General features: G+C 39.0%; 25 protein-coding genes. All 25 read right to left on the reverse strand.

Annotated features, from left to right (window positions below; translation table 11 throughout):
• The gene (locus tag F0Q01_RS05830) at positions 1–930 is read right to left on the reverse strand and encodes an ABC transporter substrate-binding protein (RefSeq protein ID WP_090487179.1); all 930 of its coding nucleotides are present in this window, start codon (positions 928–930) and stop codon (positions 1–3) included.
• Between the two features lie 138 nt (positions 931–1,068).
• A complete protein-coding gene (gene cobA / locus F0Q01_RS05835) occupies positions 1,069–2,595 on the reverse strand; it encodes a uroporphyrinogen-III C-methyltransferase (RefSeq protein ID WP_090487182.1) in 1,527 nt (508 codons plus the stop codon).
• A gap of 3 nt (positions 2,596–2,598) precedes the next feature.
• Entirely contained in the window at positions 2,599–3,504 is a 906-nt protein-coding gene (hemC, locus tag F0Q01_RS05840; protein WP_090487185.1) for a hydroxymethylbilane synthase, read from the reverse strand.
• 105 nt (positions 3,505–3,609) lie between these two features.
• Positions 3,610–4,044, reverse strand: a complete 435-nt coding sequence (locus F0Q01_RS05845) for a M67 family metallopeptidase (protein WP_090149133.1) — start codon at positions 4,042–4,044, stop codon at positions 3,610–3,612.
• The gene (gene thiF, locus F0Q01_RS05850) at positions 4,044–4,880 is read right to left on the reverse strand and encodes a thiazole biosynthesis adenylyltransferase ThiF (protein WP_090149130.1); all 837 of its coding nucleotides are present in this window, start codon (positions 4,878–4,880) and stop codon (positions 4,044–4,046) included. Before thiF ends, F0Q01_RS05845 begins: the two co-directional genes overlap by 1 nt.
• Positions 4,880–5,086, reverse strand: a complete 207-nt coding sequence (gene thiS, locus F0Q01_RS05855; RefSeq protein WP_090149127.1) for a sulfur carrier protein ThiS — start codon at positions 5,084–5,086, stop codon at positions 4,880–4,882. Before thiS ends, thiF begins: the two co-directional genes overlap by 1 nt.
• A 16-nt stretch (positions 5,087–5,102) precedes the next feature.
• Positions 5,103–5,420 (reverse strand): thioredoxin family protein, encoded by a 318-nt coding sequence (locus F0Q01_RS05860; RefSeq protein ID WP_090487187.1) that lies wholly within the window; start codon positions 5,418–5,420, stop codon positions 5,103–5,105.
• Position 5,421: 1 nt separating this feature from the next.
• Positions 5,422–5,670, reverse strand: coding sequence for a sulfurtransferase TusA family protein (locus tag F0Q01_RS05865; RefSeq protein WP_090149121.1), 249 nt, complete (start codon positions 5,668–5,670; stop codon positions 5,422–5,424).
• Positions 5,671–5,787: 117 nt separating this feature from the next.
• Positions 5,788–6,654 (reverse strand): 4Fe-4S binding protein, encoded by an 867-nt coding sequence (locus tag F0Q01_RS05870; protein WP_090487190.1) that lies wholly within the window; start codon positions 6,652–6,654, stop codon positions 5,788–5,790.
• A gap of 42 nt (positions 6,655–6,696) precedes the next feature.
• Complete coding sequence (locus tag F0Q01_RS05875; RefSeq protein WP_090487193.1) at positions 6,697–7,917, reverse strand: O-acetylhomoserine aminocarboxypropyltransferase/cysteine synthase family protein; 1,221 nt, start codon at positions 7,915–7,917, stop codon at positions 6,697–6,699.
• 139 nt (positions 7,918–8,056) lie between these two features.
• On the reverse strand, positions 8,057–9,691 hold the full coding sequence (locus tag F0Q01_RS05880) for a sulfate adenylyltransferase subunit 1 (protein WP_090487196.1): 1,635 nt from the start codon (positions 9,689–9,691) through the stop codon (positions 8,057–8,059).
• Positions 9,692–10,597: a sulfate adenylyltransferase subunit CysD gene (cysD, locus tag F0Q01_RS05885; RefSeq protein WP_090487199.1), complete on the reverse strand. Its 906-nt coding sequence runs from the start codon at positions 10,595–10,597 to the stop codon at positions 9,692–9,694.
• Between the two features lie 13 nt (positions 10,598–10,610).
• Positions 10,611–10,922 carry an indolepyruvate ferredoxin oxidoreductase subunit alpha gene (locus F0Q01_RS05890; RefSeq protein ID WP_090487203.1) on the reverse strand — a complete coding sequence of 104 codons (312 nt, stop codon included), beginning with the start codon at positions 10,920–10,922 and terminating at the stop codon, positions 10,611–10,613.
• Positions 10,919–12,649, reverse strand: coding sequence for an adenylyl-sulfate reductase subunit alpha (locus F0Q01_RS05895; RefSeq protein ID WP_090487206.1), 1,731 nt, complete (start codon positions 12,647–12,649; stop codon positions 10,919–10,921). Before F0Q01_RS05895 ends, F0Q01_RS05890 begins: the two co-directional genes overlap by 4 nt.
• An 11-nt stretch (positions 12,650–12,660) precedes the next feature.
• Positions 12,661–13,722, reverse strand: a complete 1,062-nt coding sequence (locus F0Q01_RS05900) for a sulfate/molybdate ABC transporter ATP-binding protein (protein WP_090487209.1) — start codon at positions 13,720–13,722, stop codon at positions 12,661–12,663.
• A gap of 14 nt (positions 13,723–13,736) precedes the next feature.
• Positions 13,737–14,567 (reverse strand): sulfate ABC transporter permease subunit CysW, encoded by an 831-nt coding sequence (gene cysW / locus F0Q01_RS05905; RefSeq protein WP_090149099.1) that lies wholly within the window; start codon positions 14,565–14,567, stop codon positions 13,737–13,739.
• A gap of 11 nt (positions 14,568–14,578) precedes the next feature.
• A complete protein-coding gene (gene cysT / locus F0Q01_RS05910; RefSeq protein WP_090487212.1) occupies positions 14,579–15,412 on the reverse strand; it encodes a sulfate ABC transporter permease subunit CysT in 834 nt (277 codons plus the stop codon).
• Between the two features lie 62 nt (positions 15,413–15,474).
• Entirely contained in the window at positions 15,475–16,554 is a 1,080-nt protein-coding gene (locus F0Q01_RS05915) for a sulfate ABC transporter substrate-binding protein (RefSeq protein WP_330388706.1), read from the reverse strand.
• A 146-nt stretch (positions 16,555–16,700) separates the two neighbouring features.
• Positions 16,701–17,957: a glutamate-1-semialdehyde 2,1-aminomutase gene (gene hemL / locus F0Q01_RS05920; protein WP_090487642.1), complete on the reverse strand. Its 1,257-nt coding sequence runs from the start codon at positions 17,955–17,957 to the stop codon at positions 16,701–16,703.
• A 1-nt stretch (position 17,958) separates the two neighbouring features.
• Positions 17,959–18,930, reverse strand: a complete 972-nt coding sequence (gene hemB / locus F0Q01_RS05925) for a porphobilinogen synthase (protein ID WP_090487218.1) — start codon at positions 18,928–18,930, stop codon at positions 17,959–17,961.
• Positions 18,917–20,041, reverse strand: coding sequence for a glutamyl-tRNA reductase (hemA, locus tag F0Q01_RS05930; RefSeq protein ID WP_090487221.1), 1,125 nt, complete (start codon positions 20,039–20,041; stop codon positions 18,917–18,919). The genes hemB and hemA overlap by 14 nt, the downstream gene beginning before the upstream one ends.
• A gap of 124 nt (positions 20,042–20,165) precedes the next feature.
• Positions 20,166–20,810, reverse strand: coding sequence for a helix-turn-helix domain-containing protein (locus tag F0Q01_RS05935; protein ID WP_090487227.1), 645 nt, complete (start codon positions 20,808–20,810; stop codon positions 20,166–20,168).
• A gap of 4 nt (positions 20,811–20,814) precedes the next feature.
• Positions 20,815–21,465 (reverse strand): DUF3990 domain-containing protein, encoded by a 651-nt coding sequence (locus tag F0Q01_RS05940; RefSeq protein WP_090487231.1) that lies wholly within the window; start codon positions 21,463–21,465, stop codon positions 20,815–20,817.
• A 413-nt stretch (positions 21,466–21,878) separates the two neighbouring features.
• Positions 21,879–22,754, reverse strand: a complete 876-nt coding sequence (gene aguB, locus F0Q01_RS05945) for an N-carbamoylputrescine amidase (RefSeq protein WP_090487234.1) — start codon at positions 22,752–22,754, stop codon at positions 21,879–21,881.
• Between the two features lie 20 nt (positions 22,755–22,774).
• On the reverse strand, positions 22,775–23,878 hold the full coding sequence (gene aguA / locus F0Q01_RS05950) for an agmatine deiminase (RefSeq protein ID WP_090487237.1): 1,104 nt from the start codon (positions 23,876–23,878) through the stop codon (positions 22,775–22,777).
• Positions 23,879–23,885 lie beyond the last annotated feature (7 nt).

The following is a 23,885-nucleotide window of genomic DNA, read 5'->3' on the forward strand; positions in this document are numbered from 1 at the left end:
CTAGAAATCACTTAATACAAAATCTTCGTAAGCTGGTGGATTATCACTCAATCCATATTTCTTAACCTTTTCAACAAGTGAATCATATACTTCCTCTGTTATCTCAAGGTCATCATAAGAAATCCACTGAAGTGAAATATCAAGAACATCATCCTTCTGATTTAAATACTCTTTTGCAACTGCCTTGGCCTCTTCCTCAGTAAGAGCATTTCCAGCTGCCTTGTACTGCTCTACGTATTCCTTGGCTGCTTCTGGTCTCTCATCTATAAACTTGTCAGTGAGGACAAGTGCGCAGCATGCACTATCTTCCCAAAGTTCATTTGATTCATATAAAACCTTGCCAGCTCCAATTGATACGCCCATAGCGCCAAATGGTTCTGCAACGCAATATCCATCAATTGTTCCTGCAGCAAGTGCTGAAGGCATCTCTGTAGGAGCGAGCTCCACTACATTGATATCATCTATTGTTAAGCCATTTTCCTCCAAGGCTAGATTAACCAAAATATTGTGTGATGACTGTCTGTGAGGGATTGCAATTGTGCGACCTTTTAAATCAGCACCATCTTTTACATCATTTGAAACAACAATTACATTGCCATCCTTATGACCAAGTGCAACTGCCTTAATTCCAACGCCCTCTGCCTTTGATTTCATAGCAAGCTCGATAAGTACTGATGCGCCGTCTACCTGACCTGAATTAAGGGCATCTAAAAGCTCTGGCCAAGAACCATATTTAACAAGCTCCACCTGAATGTTTCCATCTGCGCTAGCTTCAAGTTCCTTAGCTTCCTCGAGAGCAGCAAGTGAATGAGTAATTGGAAGATAAGCAATCTTCACGGTCTCTTTTGATTCACTGGCTTTGGCCTTGCCACAGCCAACAAGTAAAAATGTTGATAAAACTAGCAATGTTAATAGTAAGTATTTTTTCATATTTCTTATCCTCCGTATTTACGTTATTAATCTTCCTCTCACCTACTAGGTTGATAGGATTTTAGCAAAACAAAAGAACTAGGTCAATAAACCTAGTTCCCACATTTAATGATAGCGCGTTATCAACTAAATTTATAGCTAACGCATATACGAATTAAATATACATTCAACTATTCCTTCATAAGAAGAAATATCAGCCTCTGCGGCCACCTCAAATCCTAGCTCTCTTATTGTTCTAGAACATGCTGATCCTATTGAAATAACATCCTTTGGAAGAAAATTTCCAAAATTTTTTATAGCAAATCTTACATTACTTCCACTTGTGAAAATTGAGGCATCACAATTTTGAATCTCAGATAGATAGTTTTCATCCCTATCGCACTCAACCTCTACATTCTCATAGCAGACAATTTTAGTTATCACATGCTCCTTTGAAACTGTATTTTCAAAATCCTCAGATGTGTTATTTTGACAGATCCAATAAATGCCCGTTCCTGGCGCCATAACCTCATTTAGCTTTATTGCTAAATCCTTACCATTTTGAACCTCAGAAATCACGTCAGCTTTTATACCAAATTCCATAAGAGTGTTGGCGGTCTTCTTTCCAATACATGCAAATCTATAGCCGGCCAAAGATCTAACATCAAGACCTACATTCTCATATAAATTCCAGAAAAATGACTTCACTCCATTTGGACTGGTAAACACCACATAGTCCCCAAACTTCGCCTCTGAAATAAAACTCAAATCACATTTGATTGGCTCAATCGCTCCTGCCTTTGCAGTGATCACATCTGCTCCATATGAAATCAGCCTCTCCTTAAGTTCATTAGGTCGATTCTGCTGTCTTCCACCTAGAATACTGTATTCAAATCTATCGATAACTGGAAGGAAAAACTTTTTACCAAATAAAAGTCTCTTCTCAAAAAAGCTAAGGTCATTAGAAAGTGTAACCACTTTTCCAACAACTATAATCGCAGGAGATAAAAGTCCAGCCTCCTTGACCTGATTTTCAATGGTAGAAAGAATTCCAACAACCTTCTTTTGATGATTTGTGGTGCCACTTGAAATTACAGCTGCAGGAGTATCCTCTGCTCTTCCAGCTGCTATTAGACCTCTTGAAATATCTCCTACATGAGCAAGTCCCATGAGAAATACGTATGTGATGTCCTCATCAAGTAGCTGACTATAATCTATATCAGATATCCTGTCCTTTTTACTGTGTGCTGTAATAACCTGAAATCCCTTAGAAAGTCCTCTGTGAGTAATTGGAATACCAGCACTTGAAAGAGCCGCTATAGATGAACTAATACCTGGAACGACCTCTACTTCTACATTCCTAGCCTGAAGAAAAAGAGCCTCTTCTCCTCCACGACCAAAAACATAAGGATCTCCACCCTTCAATCTAACAACAAGCTTATGTTTTTTAGCATTGTCGTAAAGCAACTGATTTATCTCATCCTGTGGAACTGTATGACAGTGGTTGGCCTTTCCCACATAAATCTTTTCACAATCCAGGGGTACAAGCTCAAGGAAATCACTGTTTAAAAGCCTATCGTATACAATGCAATCTGCCTGCTTTAGATATTCATATCCCTTTAATGTAAGAAGCCCTTTTTCACCTGGGCCGGCACCAACAAGTACCACCTTACCTAATTCACTCATCTATTAATTCTCCAGTTGCTTTTTTATTTCTTTAATAGCCAATTCAATCAAGCTATCATCTGCTGTGGTTCCATCTACAGAAACCTTTGCAAGCTTAGTACCATTTTCATCACCAAACAGTGCCTTTAGGTTATAGCCTGTATCTGTCTTTGAAGCAAAAGCTCCTATAGGCAAATGACAATCACCCTCTATCTTTTGTAAAAAACCTCGCTCTAAATATGCTATGCTATTGGACTCTTCACTTGATAGAGAGTTGACCATCTCAAGCAGCTTGGTATTTGACTCATTAAGCTCAAGGGCCAAAGTACCCTGAGCTGGGGATGGAATCATCTCATCTATATCAAAGAAATAATAATTGTCATTTTCAATGTGAAGTCTCTTTAGCCCTGCAGCAGCAAGAACTATTCCGTCCAACTCTGTCCCATCTGCAAGTCCCTCATTAAGCTTTTTTATTCTAGTATCGATGTTGCCTCTTATTGGGAAAATATGAAGGTCAGGACGAAGTGCAAGAAGCTGGAAGCTTCGTCTCTTGCTTCCTGTGGCTACATTGGCTCCTTCTGGCAAGTCAGATAATTTATTACCATTTTTCAATATCAAAACATCTCTTGGGTCTTCTCTCAGCCATGCCTTAGCAAAAATAAGTCCCTTAGGCTGATCTGATGGCATATCCTTCATAGAATGAACAGCAAGCTGTATCTCATCAGCAAGAAGAGCTCGTTCTATCTCATCAACAAAAAGTCCCTTAGAACCAATCTGATCCAGCGGTCTAATTTGATCTATATCGCCAGTAGTCTTTATTATAACTACCTCATATTCATTTTCAGGAAAAGCCTGCCTTAATCTATCAATTACATAATTGGTCTGTGCCAATGCAAGCTTTGAGCCTCGAGTTCCTACTTTTATTTTCATAGCAAAATATCCTTTTTAAGAATTTTCTCTCTTAAAATTATCATATCCAAAAGTATTATAAAAGCCCTTTAACTTTTATACAAAAATTAAAAGGCTTTATACTCTTTAATAAAAATAATCTTGAGAAATAATTCTTAAATCTTCCTTTTCATAGATGCCATTTTCGACATGGTAACTATTAAGGACTGGATTTTCTGCCATAAGAGATAAAATCATGTAGCTTGCCTTTGAATCAAAGGAAAGTCTGATATCCTCCTCTGATGGCCTTGATGGAGATTCTGGATGAGAATGCCAATTGCCAAGAGGCTTAAGGCCATTTGCTCGCATGTCCTTAATGGCCTGCATCTGGTCCTTGGGATCTAGAGTAAAATGGTCCTGAGCATGGTCAATGTTTTCAAGAAAATATACCTTTTTTATAAGTCTGGTCCCATCCTCTTCTTCCTCTCCTGCAATGAGTCCACATGCTTCTTCTGGAAGATGTTCCCTAGCGTATTTAACTATATCATCGTATATACGATAATCTAATCTTATTATTCTCATTATTGATTTTCCTTTGTCTCAAAGCGGCCTGCTGTCTCCTCGCAAACCTCCTGCTCATAGTCAATAAGTTCTGTAATTGTAGGATGGCTACCGCACACTGGACATTTGCTTGTGTCAGAAGGAAGCTTAACCTTTCTAAACTCCTGATTTACAGCATCATAAGTAAGAAGATGACCTGTGAGAAGCTTTCCAACTCCTACAATATATTTAACTGCCTCCATTGCCTGGAGTGAACCGATAACACCACCCATGGCACCGATTACACCTGCCTGCTTACATGTTGGCACTGCATCCTTTGGTGGTGGATTCTTAAATACACATCTGTAACATGGTCCCTCTCCTGGCACGTATGTCATGAGCTGACCCTTGAATCTGATAATACCAGCATGTGAAAATGGCTTCTTCTCCATTACACAAGCATCATTAATCAAAAACTTTGCTGGGAAATTATCAGTTCCATCAATTACAAAATCGTATTCACGAATTAACTCTCTAATATTTGTTGAATCTACAAACATGTGATAAGTCTTAACTTCCACATCTGGATTCATTGCATTCATAGTTTCCTTTGCTGATTTTACCTTTGGCTTTCCAATATCAGCTGTGCTATGAATAATCTGACGCTGAAGATTTGATAAATCAACCTCATCAGCATCAACGATACCTATTGTACCTACACCTGCCGCTGCTAAATACATAGCTGCTGGAGCTCCAAGTCCTCCGGCTCCAATAATAAGAACCTTAGCATTTAAAAGCTTCTTTTGGCCCTTTGCTCCAACTTCTTTAAGGATAATGTGGCGGCTGTAGCGTTCTATCTGCTGGTCTGTCATTGCCATTACTGTCCGCCTCCCATGAAATAAAGGAATTCTACTGAGTCACCTTCCTTAAGAACAGTCTTATCTTTGTTCTCAGTTTCAATGAATTCGTCGTTGATAGAAACTGTTACATACTGTGGTGTCTCAACATTCTCAAGTTCAATAAGCTCTGGAAGTGTTAATCCATCTTTGTATTCTTTCTTTTCTCCTGCAACTGTGATTGTCATTTCCTAATCCTCCCTGTTAAATATTTGAATCAATCCAATCGGATAAATCATCGTAATCCTTGGCGCCAATTTGCTTATCAATATCCTTACCATCCTTGAATAACACAAGTGTGGGATTTGAAAGTACGTTAAACTCTTTGGCCAGATCACCCTCATAGTTAGTGTTTACTTTATAAATGTTTAGCTTGCCTTCATAATCTTCTTCAAGCTCACACAACACTGGTGCAAGCTTTTTGCAAGCTACACAAGAATCAGAATAGAAATCTACTAATACTGGGATTTCGCTATCCAAAACTTTTGACTTGAAATCATCTGCATAAATTCTAGCGGCCATATTACTCCTCCACTTTTCTTACATACAATGTGTATGTTCCATCTCCATTGTCATCTAACTTAAGCACCTGATGACCATCCTCTTTGAATGAACGAGGAACATTCTGCACTGGCTCACCATCATTTAAGCGAATAGCAAGAACCTGTCCGTCATCAAGCTCCTCGATTGCCACCTTTGCAGTAACAAAGGTCAAAGGGCAAACCTTATCAGTAATATCAATGCTCTCATCAAACTCTAAAATCTCTGCCATATTAATCCTCCTTCGCTGATTACGGTTACAAGCCTTAAACTCTCCCAGACTCAGCATAAAAAGCTTCCCTTGGGAGAGCTAAGAGCTTGTTACCTATCAGCTCATCTAAATTTTTCTTTATCCTTGATATGCCTTTTCAAGTCTCTCGCGTAGGTCATCTACACCAAGACGTGTAAGTGTTGCTCTAAAGCGCTCGCTTGGATTAGCATTTTCTTCAAAGTAATCAATAGCTGCATCAGTAACTCTGAAAAGTGTCTCCTTATCGCGAAGGATTGGAAGATACTCCTCCGCCTTATAAATCTTATTTCCAAAAGTACCACCGAAGGATACGATATATCCTGGTGTGCCTTCCCAAGCATCTGTAGGACAGCTCTTTACGCATCTAGCACAGTTGTTGCATTTCGCATTGTCGATAATAACTTTTCCATCTTCCATCTTAAGAGCATTTTCACGGCAGGCCTTTACACATACACCACATGAAATACATGCATCTTCCTTGTATTCAACTGTCATGCCACCTTTGATTCCTACATCATTTTCTTCTGCCTTAAGACAGTTATTCTGACAACCTGTAACACCAAACTTAAACTTGTGTGGAAGCTGTCTACCAAAATATCTGTCATTTAATTCCTTTGCCAAAGTATATGTATCTATACATCCTGAAGGACAGATTTCAGAACCCTGACAGGCTGTGATTGTTCTAACTCTAGGACCGCAGACACCAGTGTAAACACCACCTTCTTCAAGCTCATTTTTCACCTGCTCTAAGTCATTTACATGAATAAATGGAATCTCAATACCCTGACGAGATGTCATATGGATATATCCATGTCCATATTTCTCTGCAACCTCAGCCACAACCTTAATCTGATTTGCATCAAGATTACCACCTACTACAGCAAGTCTAAGTGAACCATAGCCTTTCTGTACCTGACTCATAAATCCGCCAGCTTTAAGAGCCTTGTAATCAATTTTTTCTGCCATCTTATACTCCTTTACATTGCTGGTCTTGGCCAGCTGATTAAATTAATTTATTGCCTGCTTGAAATCAGCAATCAAATCGTCTATGTCCTCAATACCTACGGAAATACGTATCAAGTCATCATATACTCCGGAATCTTCAAGCTCTTTTTCAGTGCTATGAAGAGATATGGTTGATGATGGATGTACCACCAGAGTCTTTGTATCTCCAATATTCGAAAGAATAAATGGTATTTGAAGCTTATTCATTATTTCAAATGCTCGTTCCTTAGAGCCTACGCGAATGGTAAGTATTCCACCAAATCCATTTTTCAAAACCCTTTTTGCTACATCATGCCAATCACTTGATTCAAGTCCAGGATAATTGACTTTAATATCCTTATAGTTCTCTTCAAACCATTTAGCCAATTGATATGCATTATCTGATTGTCTATCCATTCGAAGTCCAAGTGTTTCAAGGCCTATAATATTAAGATATGCATTAAGTGGTGATAGACATACACCTACATTTCTGTACAAACCATTTCTCAGCTTACTTACAAAGGCAAACTTTCCAAACTTAAGATACTCTCCTAACACTGGATATCTGTCCTTTGTCCATTTGAAATTGCCACTGTCTGTAAGAATACCGCTGATAGAATTACTGCTTCCGTTTATGTATTTAGAAGAAGAATTGACTACAATGTCTGCTCCATGCTCTATTGCCTTTACCAAATAAGGTGTTGCTGTTGTGTTATCAAGAACTAACGGAACACCATGGCTATGGGCAATCTCTGCCAGCTTATCAATATCAGTTACGTCCAAACAGGGATTCCCGATGGTCTCTGCAAATACCACCTTGGTTTTATCCGTAAATGCGTTTTCAATCTCATCCCAATCATTGTTCTTTACATATATTGTCTTTATTCCAAAGGCCTCTATATCTCTAAACAAATCGATGGAGCCACCGTACAAACTGGCGCTTGATATAATCTCATCTCCAGCCTGCAAAATATTTAAAAGAGCCATTGATATGGCAGCCATTCCGCTGGCGCAAGCCACAGATGCAAGACCACCTTCTAATTTATTGATTCGCTCTTCAAAAGCTGAAACCGTTGGGTTCGCAACTCTCGTATAACAAAACCCCATCTTTCTTCCGCCAAAAATACCTGCCAAGTCCTCAGAGGTTTCTTGTTCAAAAGCACTGCTTTGATATATAGGTGGCAATGTTGCACCTTTGGAGTCTTTGATTTTTCCTGCATGTAAAAGATCTGTGTTGAATCCCACCCATGTCACCTCTTTTCCTTTGAACTATTTACCTATTGGGTTAGTAGGATATTATCAAAACATAGGTGCCGGGTCAATAAATGTAGCTCCTACAATAAATGATAGCTAGCTATAAACTGAATTTATAACTGGTTATTTTCTAGATATAATCTCCTAAAATTGCCGTATCTCCGTGGATTGAAGATGCTCTGTAGATAAATGAAGCCACCTCTTCAACTGTCATATTCTTATCAAACCAGTTTGAATAATAGCCTCTAGTTGTATCAAATACAGATGTATCGATACTGCTGTTAGCTGCAAAAAGAACTAAAATTCCTGCATCATTTAGATGTCTAATCACACCCTTTACTCCGTGAGAGCTATCTGGCGCGTACAAATATGTATGGCGTCCCTGATTAGATAATTCTCTTTCAACCTTTTTAACAAACTCTAAATCAAATCCATCTTCAGAAAGAGGAATCTCCACAGTGATAGCCCTCTGGCCCTTCCACTGACTTCTAGTCTCTCTGTCGATTTCTGTAACTGTATTAGCATTGTCTGACTTGTAAAGCTGTGTAACTACACCACAGGCAGATGTCATATTAGAAACTCTATCAATGAGGATAAGCTCACCTAGAGTCCTATGCTTTTTAAATACGTCAATTACGATGCTGTCCGCTAGCTTCAGCTCACATACAGCAATCTCATTTTTATTTAAAGAGCTAACCTCTCTCTTTTCACCAGTATTAACATCTATAGCATATCTAATGCTTGTCACTACACCTGGAATAAGCTTTGTGCCAAGCTTTACAAAGAAGTTCTTGCCAAGCTCCAGCCTCTCATCATCCATCCATAGAAGTGTTACTTCAAATGATGTGGCAACCTGAAGGGCTGTATCCTTTGTAAGGACACAGCCTCTTGATACATCAACCTCTCTATCAAGCTGGATGGTAACAGGCTGACCTATAGCTGCCTCATCTACTGTCTTATTTAAAAGATGAATACTTTTTACATTGGCCTTTTCGTTGCTAGGTAAAACAGTGATTTCATCTCCCACATTTACACTGCCAGCTTCAATCTGTCCCTGAAATCCTCTAAATGTATGGTTTGGACGGCACACTCTTTGAACAGGTAGGTAAAAGCCTTCTTCTTTTTCCTCATCGATAGGTACTGTCTCAAGATAGTCTAAAAGTACAGGTCCCTCGTACCAAGGAATATTACCTGAAGCCTCTGTAACATTGTCACCTTCTGTAGCAGAAACTGGGATTACAACAACATTAGAAAGTCCAAGCTCATCTACAAGCTCATTAATCTGATCTGTGATCTCATCAAAACGCTCCTTGCTGTATCCAACCAAATCCATTTTGTTTACCGCAAATACGAAGTGCTTGATACCCATTAGTGAACAGATTCTAGCATGGCGCTTTGTCTGCACAAGCACTCCCTGCTTTGCATCAATAAGAATAATTGCAAGGTCAGCAAATGATGCTCCTACAGCCATGTTTCTTGTATATTCCTCATGGCCTGGTGTATCTGCAACAATAAAGCTTCGCTTATCAGTTGTAAAATATCTATATGCCACGTCAATTGTAATGCCCTGCTCACGCTCTGCCATAAGACCATCAAGCAAAAGTGAATAGTCAATTTTGCCTTCGCGGCTTCCTACTTTTGAATCAAGTTCAAGGGCCTTCTCCTGATCAGCATATAAAAGCTTAGAATCATATAAAATATGACCGATAAGTGTTGATTTTCCATCATCAACACTACCGCAAGTAATAAATTTAAGTAATTGCATTTAGAAATAACCCTCCCTTTTTCTTCTTTCCATTGAGCCTGCTGCCTCGTTGTCAATTACACGAGTAGTACGCTCACTTGAGATGGCACTTAATGTCTCATCGATAATCTCATCAAGTGTGTCTGCATCAGATTCAACGCCACCGGTAAGGGGATAACATCCAAGTGTTCTAAATCTCACCTTTTTATTTACAATCTCCTCACCTGGTAAAAGTCTATCCTTCAATCTGTCGTCATCTACCATGATGATATTGCCATCCCTGTAAATAACAGGGCGTTCCTTTGCAAAATAAAGGGAAGGAATCTCGATATTTTCTCTTTTGATATACTGCCAAATATCTTTCTCTGTCCAGTTTGAAAGTGGGAAAACTCTTACCTCTTCGCCCTTAAATAGCTTTGTGTTGTAGAGCTTCCACATTTCCGGACGCTGATTTTTGGGATCCCAAGCATGCTCAGTATTTCTAAATGAGAAGATTCTCTCCTTGGCTCTGGATTTCTCCTCGTCTCGACGTCCACCGCCAAATGCTGCAGTAAATCCGTATTTATCAAGAGCCTGCTTAAGAGCCTGAGTCTTCATAATATCCGTATATGCGCTACCATGGTCAAAAGGATTAATACCAGCCTTCACACCTTCTTCGTTAATGTATTCAAGCATGTTAAGACCGTATTTTTCTGCTACATGGTCTCTGAATTCAATCATTTCTTTAAATTTCCATGTAGTGTTTACATGCAAAAATGGAAATGGTGGCTTTTCAGGATAAAATGCCTTAAGAGCCAAATGAAGCATAACCGAACTGTCCTTGCCAATCGAGTAAAGCATAACTGGCTTTTCACATTCAGCCGCAACTTCCCTTATGATATAAATTGCTTCTGCTTCTAGTTTGTCTAAATGTGTCAAATTGCTCATGTTAATCCTCTCTTTAATACTTATTTGATTCAAGGGAATTGATATCTATTGTCCTTATTTCCTTTTCCCCTTTAGAAAAAATCCAATGCTTAATTGGCCCCTCTTCTTTAAAGGTAAGAATTGTACCTCGTCCACCCACATCTGCACCTAAGAAAAACTCAATAGCCTGTGCCTTGCATTCCTTAAGACATGATGTGCAACCCCAGCAGTCTCTCTCCCTTTTTATAAAAGCTTTTTTATTATCTAGCTTTATTAGATTTCCAGGACATGCCTCTATACATTTCCTACAGCCAATACATTTATCCTGATTTATTTTGATACTCAAAGAACCACACCTCCTGCATAGTTAATACTGTTATCCTCATTAAAGGTAAACTTAAGTGGCTTGTATTCATCTACCACAAGAGGTCGTTTTATGATTTTAATTCCGTCAGCTTCTTTAATCGAATTAATATATAGCCTGTAGTTATCGTCTTCATTTTCATGAGTCATATTTTCTGCAAAGCTATGCCATCTTGTCTCTTTTCTGGCGTGCAAATGCTCAATCAAAGATAGGCATACAATCAGCCTGTCCCTTAATTCGTATATCTGAAGTAGCTCATCAGCATCATTTGCTCTAAGCTTTTCAAATACTTCAAAGAGACCTAGGATAAGCTTTCTTGCTATGACAAGACCTGTGTCATTGAACTGATAATGCTTTGATATACCTCCTGCATATTCATCCATTATCTTTTGCATAGCTTCCTCAACCTGCTCGATTGAGATATCAGAATCTGCGTTGTTAAGGTGCTTGTTGTAGTTGTTAATGATAGCTTCATATGAGGTATCTAAAGCTGCACCATTATCATCATCTAACAATTTAAGAATGCCCTCAGCTGCTATCTTTCCTTCTACAAGTGCCCCTGTAACATACTTTTGAGGTGCGCCTCCTGCCACATCACCAGCTGCATAAAGTCCCTTAACAGTTGTGGCTCTGTCATCATCAATCCAGTAGCCGCTTGCTGTATGACCGCCAACAATGTATGGCTCAGTGCCTTCTATTTCTACATTTTGCTCAGCTGGGCCCTGACCACCTTCTATCCATTTAAGTGTCTGAGAAGGAGCCATATTCAGGTATGCCTTGTATAAATCCTCCTGCTGCTCATTTGAAATCTCATCAGTTTTTAAATAGCAAGGTCCACGACCTTCCATGTTTTCCACAGTGGTACCATAGACTCTCTCGCATGTAGCCACACCGTATTTAGTCTCATATATCTGGCCTACACCATTCATCTGCTTTGCTCTAACGCCCTGAGCGATTGTGCCAGTTGGTGCTATAGTATCCTTGCATCTAAGGGCAATAAAGCGCATCTCAAGTGTGGTCATTTCTGCGCCTGCGTTAATACCCATGGCGTATCCCGCCCCAGTGTTAAATGGTGGATACCACATCTTATGTCTAGAAAAGCCAGGATTATTTGGTCTGTATAAACCAGCGGCGCCACCTGTTGCCATCAAAACTGCCTTAGCCTTAATCACATAGGCCTTCTCATCATTTACATCAAATCCAACAGCACCAAGAACTCTATTTTCCTTTACCAGCAAATCAGTGATATTGATATGATTAAGTATGCTGACATTTTTTGCATCCTTTGCCATCTTAGCAAGTATAGGCTTAATGTTTTCTCCGTTTATTTTTATATTTCTATTTCCTCTGGTAACATAGTCACCATTCTCATCCTTGAGAATTACAAGTCCGTTATCCTCAAGAGTTTTGGTGGCCTCATTAAGTCCTTCTGAAATAGATAAAAGCAAATCTTCTCTGACTATTCCCTTTGCGTCATTCTTGCAGTAGTCCACATAATCCTGTGGCACTCGCCCCTTAGTAATGTATGCATTAATTGCATTTACACCTGCAGCAAGACAACCACTGCGCTTGATATTTGCCTTTTCAGCAATAAGTACCTTATATTTGCCATTCTGACCTAGAATATAGGCACCATAGCAGCCTGCAGTACCTCCGCCGATTATAAGTACATCAGTATTTAATTCTTCTACTGTAATTTTTTTACCCATTAAAACTCCTATTAAATAACAATTGCTTCCTCTGCAATTGAACTGTTAATTAAAAGAGAGACTTCGTCATTTGTAACTACATACAATCTGTATATGAATACAAAAACTTCCTCTCCAATTTCCACAGCAGGATCATTAATGCTTCTAATAGCAGAAATGAGATTGCCATGAATTCTTGTTTTTACCTCCAGATTGCTTCCTCTGAAAATAATGTCTTCAACAATAGCTTCCTCTGCAGATTTTTCAAACTGAAGACTTTCGCCTTTTTTGAAAATGCTTACAAATTCTGGTCTGATAAAAGATGTCTGACTCTCATCTTCCTTTTCAAAGCACTTGAATTCATCGAAGTTTTGTACCTCAGTTGACTGTCCAATGAACTGGGCTACAAATGGTGTAGCTGGATTCTTATAAAGCTCCTGAGGTGTGCCAGTCTGCTCAACTCTACCCTGATTTGTAACTATGATCTCATCAGCTACTTCTATGGCTTCATCCTGATCATGGGTTACAAAAATACTTGTTATGTTAAGCTTTGTAATCATCTGTCTAAGCCATGAACGAAGCTCTAGTCTTACCTTTGCATCGATTGCTGCAAAAGGCTCATCCAAAAGCAATATTTGAGGATTAGGGGCAAGAGCTCTGGCAAATGCCACTCTCTGTCTCTGACCACCAGAAAGCTGACTTGGAAATCTTTTTTCAAGTCCAGAACAACCGATTAAGTCTAGCAATTCTGTTACTCGCTCTTTTATCTCATTTTCTGGAGTCTTTTTAACCCTAAGACCAAATGCGATATTGTCATATACAGTCATGTATCTAAAAAGTGCGTAGCTTTGGAATACGAAACCTATTCCTCGCTCACTTCCTGGAACATCATTGACCACTTTCCCATCGATAACTATTTCTCCTGAATCAGGATTCTCAAGACCAGCAATCATTCTAAGGATTGTTGTCTTTCCACTTCCTGATGGGCCAAGCAATGCTACAAGCTTGCCCTTTTCGATAGAAATATTAATATCCTTTGAAGCATGAAATCTTTTAAAATGCTTATTTATATCATAAAGCTCTACGTATGCCATAATTTATCCACCCTTTACTTATTTAAATCCAACTCCTTCTTGCCTTTCTTTTCAATTACAAGACGAAGTATCAATACAACAATTGCCAGTACAACTAAAATTGAAGAAGCTGCAAAAGCTCCTGTGAAATCATATCCCTGATACAAAAGCTCAATGTACAGTGGAAGTGTGTTGGTCTTGCCTCTCAAGTGTCCTGAGAGAACAGATACTGCACCAAACTCTCCCATGGCTCTTGCCGTACAAAGAACCACGCCATATAGTAGCGCCCACTTAATATGAGGAAATGTTACTTTCTTGAAAATATGAAAAGTACCTGCTCCCATTAATGCAGCTGCCTCCTCCTCATCACTTCCCTGGGCTGTGAGAACCGGAATCAGCTCGCGAGAAATAAATGGGAAAGTAACAAATATTGTTGCAAGGACAATACCAGGAACCGCAAATATAATCTGTATTCCATAGGAGTCCAAAATCGGATATAAGAAACTCTGTCTTCCAAATGTAAGAACGTATATAAGACCTGCTATAATCGGAGATACGGTTACAGGCAAATCAATAAATGTGGATAAAAGCTTCTTTCCTTTAAATGCATATTTTGTTATAAGCCATGCCGCAGCAATACCAAAAAGTGTATTGATTACAACAGCAAAAAGTGTAGCCTCCAAAGTAAGTAATGCTGCCTTAATTGCATATTCATCAGTAACCGCATTTATATATTCAGAGATTCCATATCTAAATGCTGTTACCAAAATATAGATTAGAGGCAAAATCAAAAATATACCTAAAAACAGAAAGCTTATAATGATTAAAATTGTTTTTAGTGCTTTGTTTTCTTTTCTAAGCTCCATTTCTTCACCTCCTATGCAAGTCCATTAACTCTTCTTGAAACAATGCTTTGGACTATGGCATTTACCGATAGAATAACCACCGCTATAGCAAGCATTACAAGAGCTATTGATGTAGCTGCTGAATAATCATATTCCTGTAGCTCTGACATAATGAGAAGTGGTGCTATCTCGGTTTCATAAGGAGTATTTCCTGCTATAAATACAACACTTCCGTACTCCCCAATACTTCTCGCAAATGCAAGTGTAAATCCCGAAATAATTGCTGGTAGTATTTCAGGGAAAATAACCTTAAAAAAAGTAGTTCTAGAATTGGCACCAAGAATAAATGCTGCCTCCTCATATTGAATATCAATTTTTTCTAATACCGGCTGCACGCTTCGCACTACAAATGGTATTCCTATAAAAATAAGGGCTATTGTAATACCTATTCTTGTGTAGGCAATCTTTACTCCAAATAGCTTGTATAATATACTTCCCACCCAGCCATTAGTGGTTGTAAGGTGAGTCAGAGAAATACCTGCTACCGCTGTTGGCAAAGCAAATGGAAGTTCAATTATTCCATCAATAAATTTCTTGCCCTTGAAGTCATATCGCACTAAAACAAATGCCAATATAAGTCCCATTACAACATTTATTAGCGATGCTATAAAAGCAGTGGAAATACTTACAAAATATCCAGATAGCACCCTGGGTCTTGTTACCGTATATACGAATTCCGAAAAACTCAACTTTGCAGAAAAGACTACAAGTGAACAAAGTGGAATCAACACTACAATGCTAAGTATTGTTATCGTTATTCCTAATGAAATTCCAAAACCCGGTATTACACTTTTTCTCTTTTTCATTCTTCTAGTCCTCTCTACAAAATTTTGGAATGGGGATTTCCCATTCCAAAATGTTTTACTGTTTACTGTTCATAAATGCTGTCGAAGTTAGCTCCGTCAGCGAAATGATCTGCTCTAGCCTTAGCCCAACCACCAAAGTGGTTGATATCTGTAAGTGAAATGTTGTCATTAATCCACTTACCATCAGCAGGAACCTCTGTAATAGTATTTGATGAATCAGATGATACATACTTGTCATAGATTGATTTTGTGCTAGGTCTGTAGTAATTCTGTGCCTCAATCTCCTGAGCCTCATCTGAGTACAAGTAGCTTAAATACTCTTTTGCAACATCCTCAGTTCCATGCTTCTTAGCAACTTCATCAACTACTGCAACAGTTGGCTGGCAAAGAATAGATACTGAAGGAACTACGATTTCATACTCTCCTGGATATTCCTGAAGTGAAAGGAATGCCTCATTCTCCCATGCAATAAGTACATCACCCTGCTTATTCTCAACAAATGATGTTGTTGCACCTCTTGCTCCTGAATCAAGTACTACTACATTGGCATAAAGCTGCTTGATAGAATCAAGGATTTCCTCTTCGCTCTGACCCTGCTGCTCAAAATAGTACCAAGCTGCAAGGTAGTTCCACATAGCACCACCTGATGTCTTTGGATTTGGAGTAATAACTCCTACATCACTTCTAATCAAATCATCCCAGTCATAAATCTCCTTTGGATTTCCAGAACGAACTAAGAATACGATTGTTGATGTGTAAGGTGAGCTATCTACATCAAACTCAGATGTGAATCCATCATCAATAAGTCCTGCATCAGCTACTACCTGAACATCTCCCTCAAGTGCAAGTGTAACAACATCTGCCTCAAGTCCATTTGCTACCTCAAGTGCCTGCTTACCTGAACCACCGTGTGACTGTGTGATTTCAACTTTCTGTCCAAACTCTTCTTCATAGTGCTTTGCAAATAACTCATTGTATGATGCATAAAGCTCTCTTGTTGGATCGTAGGAAACATTTGTTAATTCAATAACTCCATTTGAAGAACTTCCCTCATTTTCCTTTGCAGAAGATGTTTTACCACAACCAGTAACCACCGATGCCGCAAGTGTTAAGACTAACCCTAGTGTAATTACTTTCTTCATTTCCATTACCTCCGTTAAATATAAAACATACATACCTATTAGGTTAGTAGGTATATTAACAGAACTAATATTGCTGTACAATCCCCTACGTTCAAGGAAAAAATTAGTGCTAGTTATAGGTGAATTCTATAACTAGCACTAATGCTTTAAATACTATTTTTAATTGCCTTTATGGTCTTGTCTAAATCGTCCTGAGAATGGGCATCTGATACAAACATGGCTTCAAATTGGCTAGGTGCTACGTAAACGCCATTTTCAAGCATTTTCCTAAAGTATGCAGCAAACTTTTTCGTATCACATTTAAGCACATCGCTGTAAGAAGTCACTTCTCCATCAGTAAAAAATGGAGAAAGCAAAGAACCTACTCTATTAACTGTTACCCCAAGTTCCTTGTAGGTGTCTTCTAGCTTAGAAGCAAATTCGTCTATACGAATATATATGTCTTTATCATTTTTTAGTGCCTTAAGCTGCTCTATTCCAGCAGTAACTGCTATTGGATTACCTGAAAGTGTACCAGCCTGATAAACACTGCCGACAGGTGCCACCACATCCATAATCTCTGATGTGGAAACATAGGCTGCAAGTGGCATACCACCGCCTACAATCTTGCCAAAAGTAATCATATCTGGCTGTATTCCATAGTACTCACTGGCTCCACCGTATGCCAGTCTAAATCCTGTAATTACCTCATCGAATATAAGTAAGCTGCCATTGTCTTTTGTAATCTGGCGAAGGAACTCAAGAAATCCCTCCTTAGGTGGGACAACACCCATATTAGCACTGACAGGCTCTACTATTACAGCAGCTATCTGTCCCTTATTAGCCTCAAACAACGCCTCTACCAAAGCCCTGTCGTTATAATCAGCAAGAAGTGTGGTGGCTGTATATCCCTTTGGAACACCAGCCGAATCTGGATTGGACTCAGTCAATAGTCCAGAGCCTGCGGTAACAAGAAGACCATCACTGTGGCCATGGTAATTACCTCTAAATTTGATTATCTTATCCCTTTTTGTGAAGCCTCGAGCCACTCTTATAGCACTCATAACAGCCTCTGTACCAGAATTAACAAGTCTAACCTTGTCCATAAATGGCACTGCCTCAAGGATAAGCTTTGCAAGGACTGTCTCCTTTTCTGTAGGCGCTCCATAAGAAAGACCATTCTCACAAGCTGCCTTTACCGCATCAATCACTGGCTGATAGGCATGTCCTAATATCATAGGCCCCCATGAACATACATAGTCTATATATTCACCGCCATCTTCATCAAAGATATGGCTGCCCTTTGCATGATTTATAAATAGGGGGTTTCTATCAACAGCCCTAAATGCTCTAACAGGTGAATTGACTCCGCCTGGTATCACCATTTTTGCATCATCAAATAAAGTTTCAGATTTGTTACCCATCTTAAGCATCCTCTTCTTCCAAAAACTTAGCTACATCAAGAGCATGATATGTGATAATCCTATCAGCACCAGCTCTCTTCATTGCTATCATATTCTCAAGGACAATTCTCTTTTCATCAATCCAGCCATTGGCAGCAGCTGCCTTAACCATTGAGTACTCGCCACTTACATTGTAGGTGATAAAAGGAACATCGAAACACTCTCTTGCCTCTTTCATAATATCAAGATATGCAAGAGCAGGCTTTACGATAATCATATCTGCTCCCTCTTCCAAATCATCCTCTATCTCGCGCATAGCCTCACGACCGTTTGCCGGATCCATCTGGTATGACTTTCTGTCTCCAAAATGAGGAGCAGAACCAGCTGCATCTCTAAATGGTCCATAGTAACCTGAAGCAAATTTAGCACTGTAGCTAAGGATTGGTGTATTGATAAATGAAGCCTCATCAAGAGCAGCTCTAATAGCCGCAACTCTTCCATCCATCATATCAGAAGGAGCCACAATATCAGCTCCAGCCTTAGCCATTGAAACTGCCATCTTTGCAAGGAGTGGCAAGGTCTCGTCATTTAATATATGCCCCTCACATACTAGTCCGCAGTGACCATGAGAAGTATATTCACAGAGACAAACATCCGCAATTACGATTAAAGTAGGATATTTTTCTTTTATGTGTCTTATGCATCTTTGTGTGATGCCATTGTCATCGTAAGCTCCAGTTCCCTTTTCATCCTTGTGCTTTGGAATTCCAAAAAGTAATACTGCAGGGATTTTAGCAGCAATAACTCTATCAAGCTCCTCATTAATCCTATCTAGAGAATATTGATAAATACCTGGCATAGATGGAACCTCATTTTTTATTCCATCCCCCTCTGCCACAAACATAGGATAAATCAAATCCTTAACACTTACTTCATGCTCCCTAACGAAGCTTCTCATCTCTTTTGTCTGTCTTAGTCTTCTAAATCGTCTCATTTTCCACTTCCTGCATCTTATTTAAAACATTTATAAAACTCTCAAATTCATCAGAAGAAGCAACATCTCTATACTTGTAAACGAAGTGTTCAAAATCTTCCTTTCGCGATTTCTTCATTGCTTCAAAAGCATCTCTATTATTATGAAATGTTAAATCTTTTAGTAAAGTATCCATTTCATCTTCTATGATTGCTTCTCCGTTTTCTTTTTCCTTTGATTTAAGTCTGTTATTTTCTTTTGCAATAGCTGTAAAATCATCAATGGAAATCAGCTGACTTCCCTTGATATTTACAACATCCTCATCTATATCCCTAGGAACCGCCAGGTCTACAAAAAGTCTCTTTTTATCATCAAGACCTAGGTTCTTAATGGCACCATAAGTAATTGTATAGTGAGGACCTCTGGTAGCCGATACTATCACATCCATATCCTTAACATAATCATATCTCTCTGAATATGGAATGGATTTAGCATTAGGATTGCTAATGTGATGAATATGCTTTGTAGCATATATCTCACAGTCCCCATAGGACAACAAATTCAAAAGCACCTTGTTGCCTGTATCACCGGTGGCTCCCATAATCATGACCTTTTTCTTGCCACGCTTATAGTTATGAATTTTAGTGGCCGCAAGAGATGCTATAGAAACCGAGGTCTTAGAAAGCTTTGTCCTTGTCTTTATTTTCTTGGCGCAACTAATGGCCGCCTGGAAGATAGTATTTAATTCATAATTCGTATATCCGTTATCCTTAGAAAAAGAATAGGCCGTTTTAATCTGACCTAGTATCTCATCCTCTCCAAGAACCATGGAATCAAAACCAGCTGTAACATGAAATAGATGAGAAACCGCTCCATTTCCATCAAAGAATAAAAGCTGTTCCTTAAGCTCATCTATATCCACCCCAGCCATATCAGCCCAAACAGATATAACCTTAGATGCCTTACCAACACCATATATCTCACATCTGTTGCATGTGTTCAGATATACAATCTGCTCAAAGCCTATTTCCTTTAGTCTCTCTAAAAGTAATATTCTCTTGTCATCATCAAAAGAAAGCTTCTCCCTAAACTCAGCCATAGCTTTCTTATGATTCAACGAAACTACAAACATAACATTTTCCTCTATACATAAAAACAAACTTCATCATCAGATAAAGTTTGTTTTTACTATAATTATAATTACCTACATGGTCAATAGGATTTTACTTATTTAATTCTTTGAATCAATGCCAGCTTTAGTCACTAACTCCAATCAACTCTTCTACTGAACAATTAAGCACTTTGCTGAGAGATATCACAGTGGAAACTGAAGCCTTACTAATATCTTTTGCACCAATTTCATATTGCTGAAGTGTACGCAGATTAATTCCTGCTTCTTTAGATAGTTGACTTTGAGATAATCCCAAAGCTCTTCTATAGGCTTGGAGTCTATTGACTGTATCCGACTCCTTATACTTTGTAATAATCAGATCTACTATTTTTTGCTCGTCCATCTCATGATATGGATGGTACTTATCCATAAGCTCAGACATACTAATAACTTTTTGAATATCTTTAAAACTCATCCCTGTATACCACTGGAAATAGGCTAGCACCCATCCTGTCCAATATTCTATAGAAGGATTTATAAAAATAGGTTGGGTGAGATTGATTTCACATGCATTAGTTTTTAGAACAATATCTGCTACTAATTCAGCTCCCGATTTTCCTGAAATATATTTAGGATTTCCAACCTGGAACTGCTGGGCTATTCCAGAAGCTATAAATAAATGCATAAAATAGTCTAAATCAAATTTGTATATAGATGCCGCAGTCTCGAAAGCTTCTGCCAGATTGGTCATTGCATCATTTAAATATATCTGATTATAAGAATGTAGCATCAGCCTACTCCTTTCGCATTAAATCTATTAAGTAAGTTCCGTTTCTATCCATTGTATTTGTGATATTTCTATAGTTTGCTCTCGCAGTTGAATTCCTAACTGTTTTTTTCAAATAATAATCATTACAGTCCACCGGTATAGCTTCGATAAATTTCAGCCTAGAAAAAGCTTTTTCACTTTTTATAAAGTACTGCATACCTAGCTCGCCTAAATACATTGCCTGCTCCAATTGTGCCAAACTTATCGAATTAGATATAAAGCCTCTTGCAAATGCAAAATAAGAATCATCGGCTCTGTACCCAACAATAACATCATATCCATCCAAGGAAACATGATAATTCTTCTTTAAAAATGTCAACCCCTCCTGAGCTACAGGTGTATTAAGTCCAACCACTCTATGCTCAAGAAGAACAGTAAGCCAATGTAAGATACTATAATCTTCTCCATTTAAATTTAAGATTCTCAACCCCTTAACAGGCAACTCGTATGCATTAACAAATCCATCTCTTCCCTCATCAACTGCCCATTCTTTTGCAAGTTCGATGTGCCTAGTGCAATATAGTCCCTGACCGTAGTCATTATATATTTTTCCTAACTTCATTTTAGGTTCAGCTATTATTTTATCCGAACCATGATATAAGGTAATATTATCCATTCCGCCTCCTATACTTCTTTAGAAGTATATATATTATAACTCCTCAGAAGTATAAAGACAAGAATCGTTCGGGTGTAGTTGATACAAATTTCGTTAATCACATTGTTTTCTTTTAATATCTGTACTAAATATATATATACAACGATAGATTATGAAACTACAATGGTTGCTGTAAGATCCGGGTCCAACGATACGGTGTGGGTGTCCCACACCATTTTTTATTATGAGGAGGACATGAAAAAGATAAGCATTTTCATAACACTATCTCAAAAAAATGGCGGGAAATTCTTCCCGCCTACGGTGATCCAAAGGACTCTCGCCCAGATTACCATTATAATATCGTAGACCAGTACATATCAAAAGAATCACGTCCCGCCGGCCATAACATGCTTAATACCTGAACATTATGAAATTTATTTAGCTATATCCCCATAGCACTCTGGTCTGCGGTCTCTAAAGATGCCCCAGCTCATTCGATTAACTGCGATCTCGTCTAAATCGTAGGTGTGGAGGAGGATTTCTTCCTTGTCACGGGATGCATCTGCAACAATATCTCCTGTTTCATCTGTCATAAATGAACTGCCGTAGAAATTAAGGCTAGAGGACTGGCCTCCATTTTCCTTGGAAGGAGTAACCTCCTCAAGGCCGATTCGGTTGGCTGCAATAACAGGCATCAGATTGCTTCCAGCATGTCCTTGCATGCATCTTCTCCAATGAGGCATGCTGTCGCACTCGATTATAGGCTCGCTGCCGATTGCAGTTGGGTAAAATAGAAGCTCTGCTCCCTGAAGAGCCATACAGCGAGCTGTCTCTGGGAACCACTGATCCCAGCAGATGCCCACACCGATTTTGCCATATCTAGTATCCCATACCTTAAAACCTGTGTTTCCAGGTGTGAAATAGAATTTCTCCTGATAGAAATGGTCGTCAGGAATATGGGTCTTTCTGTATACTCCAAGAACTGCACCATCAGCGTCTATGATAGCCACACTATTATAGAGTACATTTCCATCTTTTTCGTAGAAGCTAACAGGAATAACTACTGACCATTCCTTTGCCACAGCCTGAAAATGCTTCACAGCATCATTTTCTTCCACTGATTTTGCAAAATCATAATATTCGTACTGTCGCTCTTGGCAGAAATACTGTCGCTCGAAAAGCTCTGGGAGAAGAATAATCTGAGCCCCCTCACTGGCTGCCTTTCTTACCATTGCATCCGCCTTTTCGATATTCTCTTTTACGATTTTGGTGCAGCTCATCTGAATAGCTGCTACAGTATTTTTTCTCATAATTAACTCCAAATCTAAGATTAACAGTTACATTCTGGTATCTGCTGTGTTATGCAGTGAATATTGCCACCGCCAACAATTATATCTCTTGCATAAATAGGATAAACCCTCCTGGTTGGAAAAAGCTTTCCTAAAATATCTACTGCCACCTTGTCATTCTCATCTGAAAACTGAGGCACTATCACACCGCCATTTGAAATGTAAAAATTCACATAGGATGCAGCGAGTCGCTCTCCTACCTCTCTAACATCTTCACCATCTTCAAATTCGTATCCTTGAAGCTCTTCTTCAGTAATACAAACTGACTGCTTTGGAATAGGAAGCTTGTGAACGGTAAAATGTCTGCCCTTAGCATCCACCTCATTCTCCAAAACATCAAGACAAGCCTTACTCATTTCATACTGTGGGTCTGTCTTGTCATCAGTCCAGGCTAGCACCACCTCTTCAGGCCCTGTAAAGGCACATACATTATCCACATGCTCATTTGTCTCATCATTATATATTCCACTAGGAAGCCAGATGACTTTTGTAGCTCCTAGGTATTCGCATAATTTGTCGGTGATTTCATACTTGCTCATCTTAGGATTGCGCCCCTTACTAAGTAAGCAAGCTTCTGTAACAAGTATAGTACCCTCACCATCTGAATGGATACTGCCGCCTTCTAATACAAAAGGATGGGCATCATAAACATCCATATCAAGAGCCTGACAAATAGCAGCCGCTGCCCTGTCATCATTGTCCCAGTGAGCGTACAGACCATCATAATCTCCTCCCCAGGCATTGAACTGCCAGTCAATTCCTCTGACACAATTGCCATCTACAACGCAGGTTGGTCCCACATCTCTGGCCCATGCATCATCTGTAGGAATCAAAAGAGGTATTACATTATCATTTCCTGAAAATGCCTCCTCCACCTGATGAATATGCTCCTCATCAGCAAGCATCCATAGTTTTTCACTTTCGGATATAGCCGTAGCCACCTCAGTAAAAACCTTTTTAGCTGCCCTGCCCTCATAAGGCCAAGAACCAGGTCGTACTGGCCAAATCATCACACAGCCTCTGTGAGAATCATACTCTGCCGGCATATGAAATTTGTCATTTCTAGGTGTCGTCTTTAATTTCATAATTCGT

It is taken from the genome of Pseudobutyrivibrio xylanivorans (assembly GCF_010906925.1).
GTDB lineage: Bacteria > Bacillota > Clostridia > Lachnospirales > Lachnospiraceae > Pseudobutyrivibrio.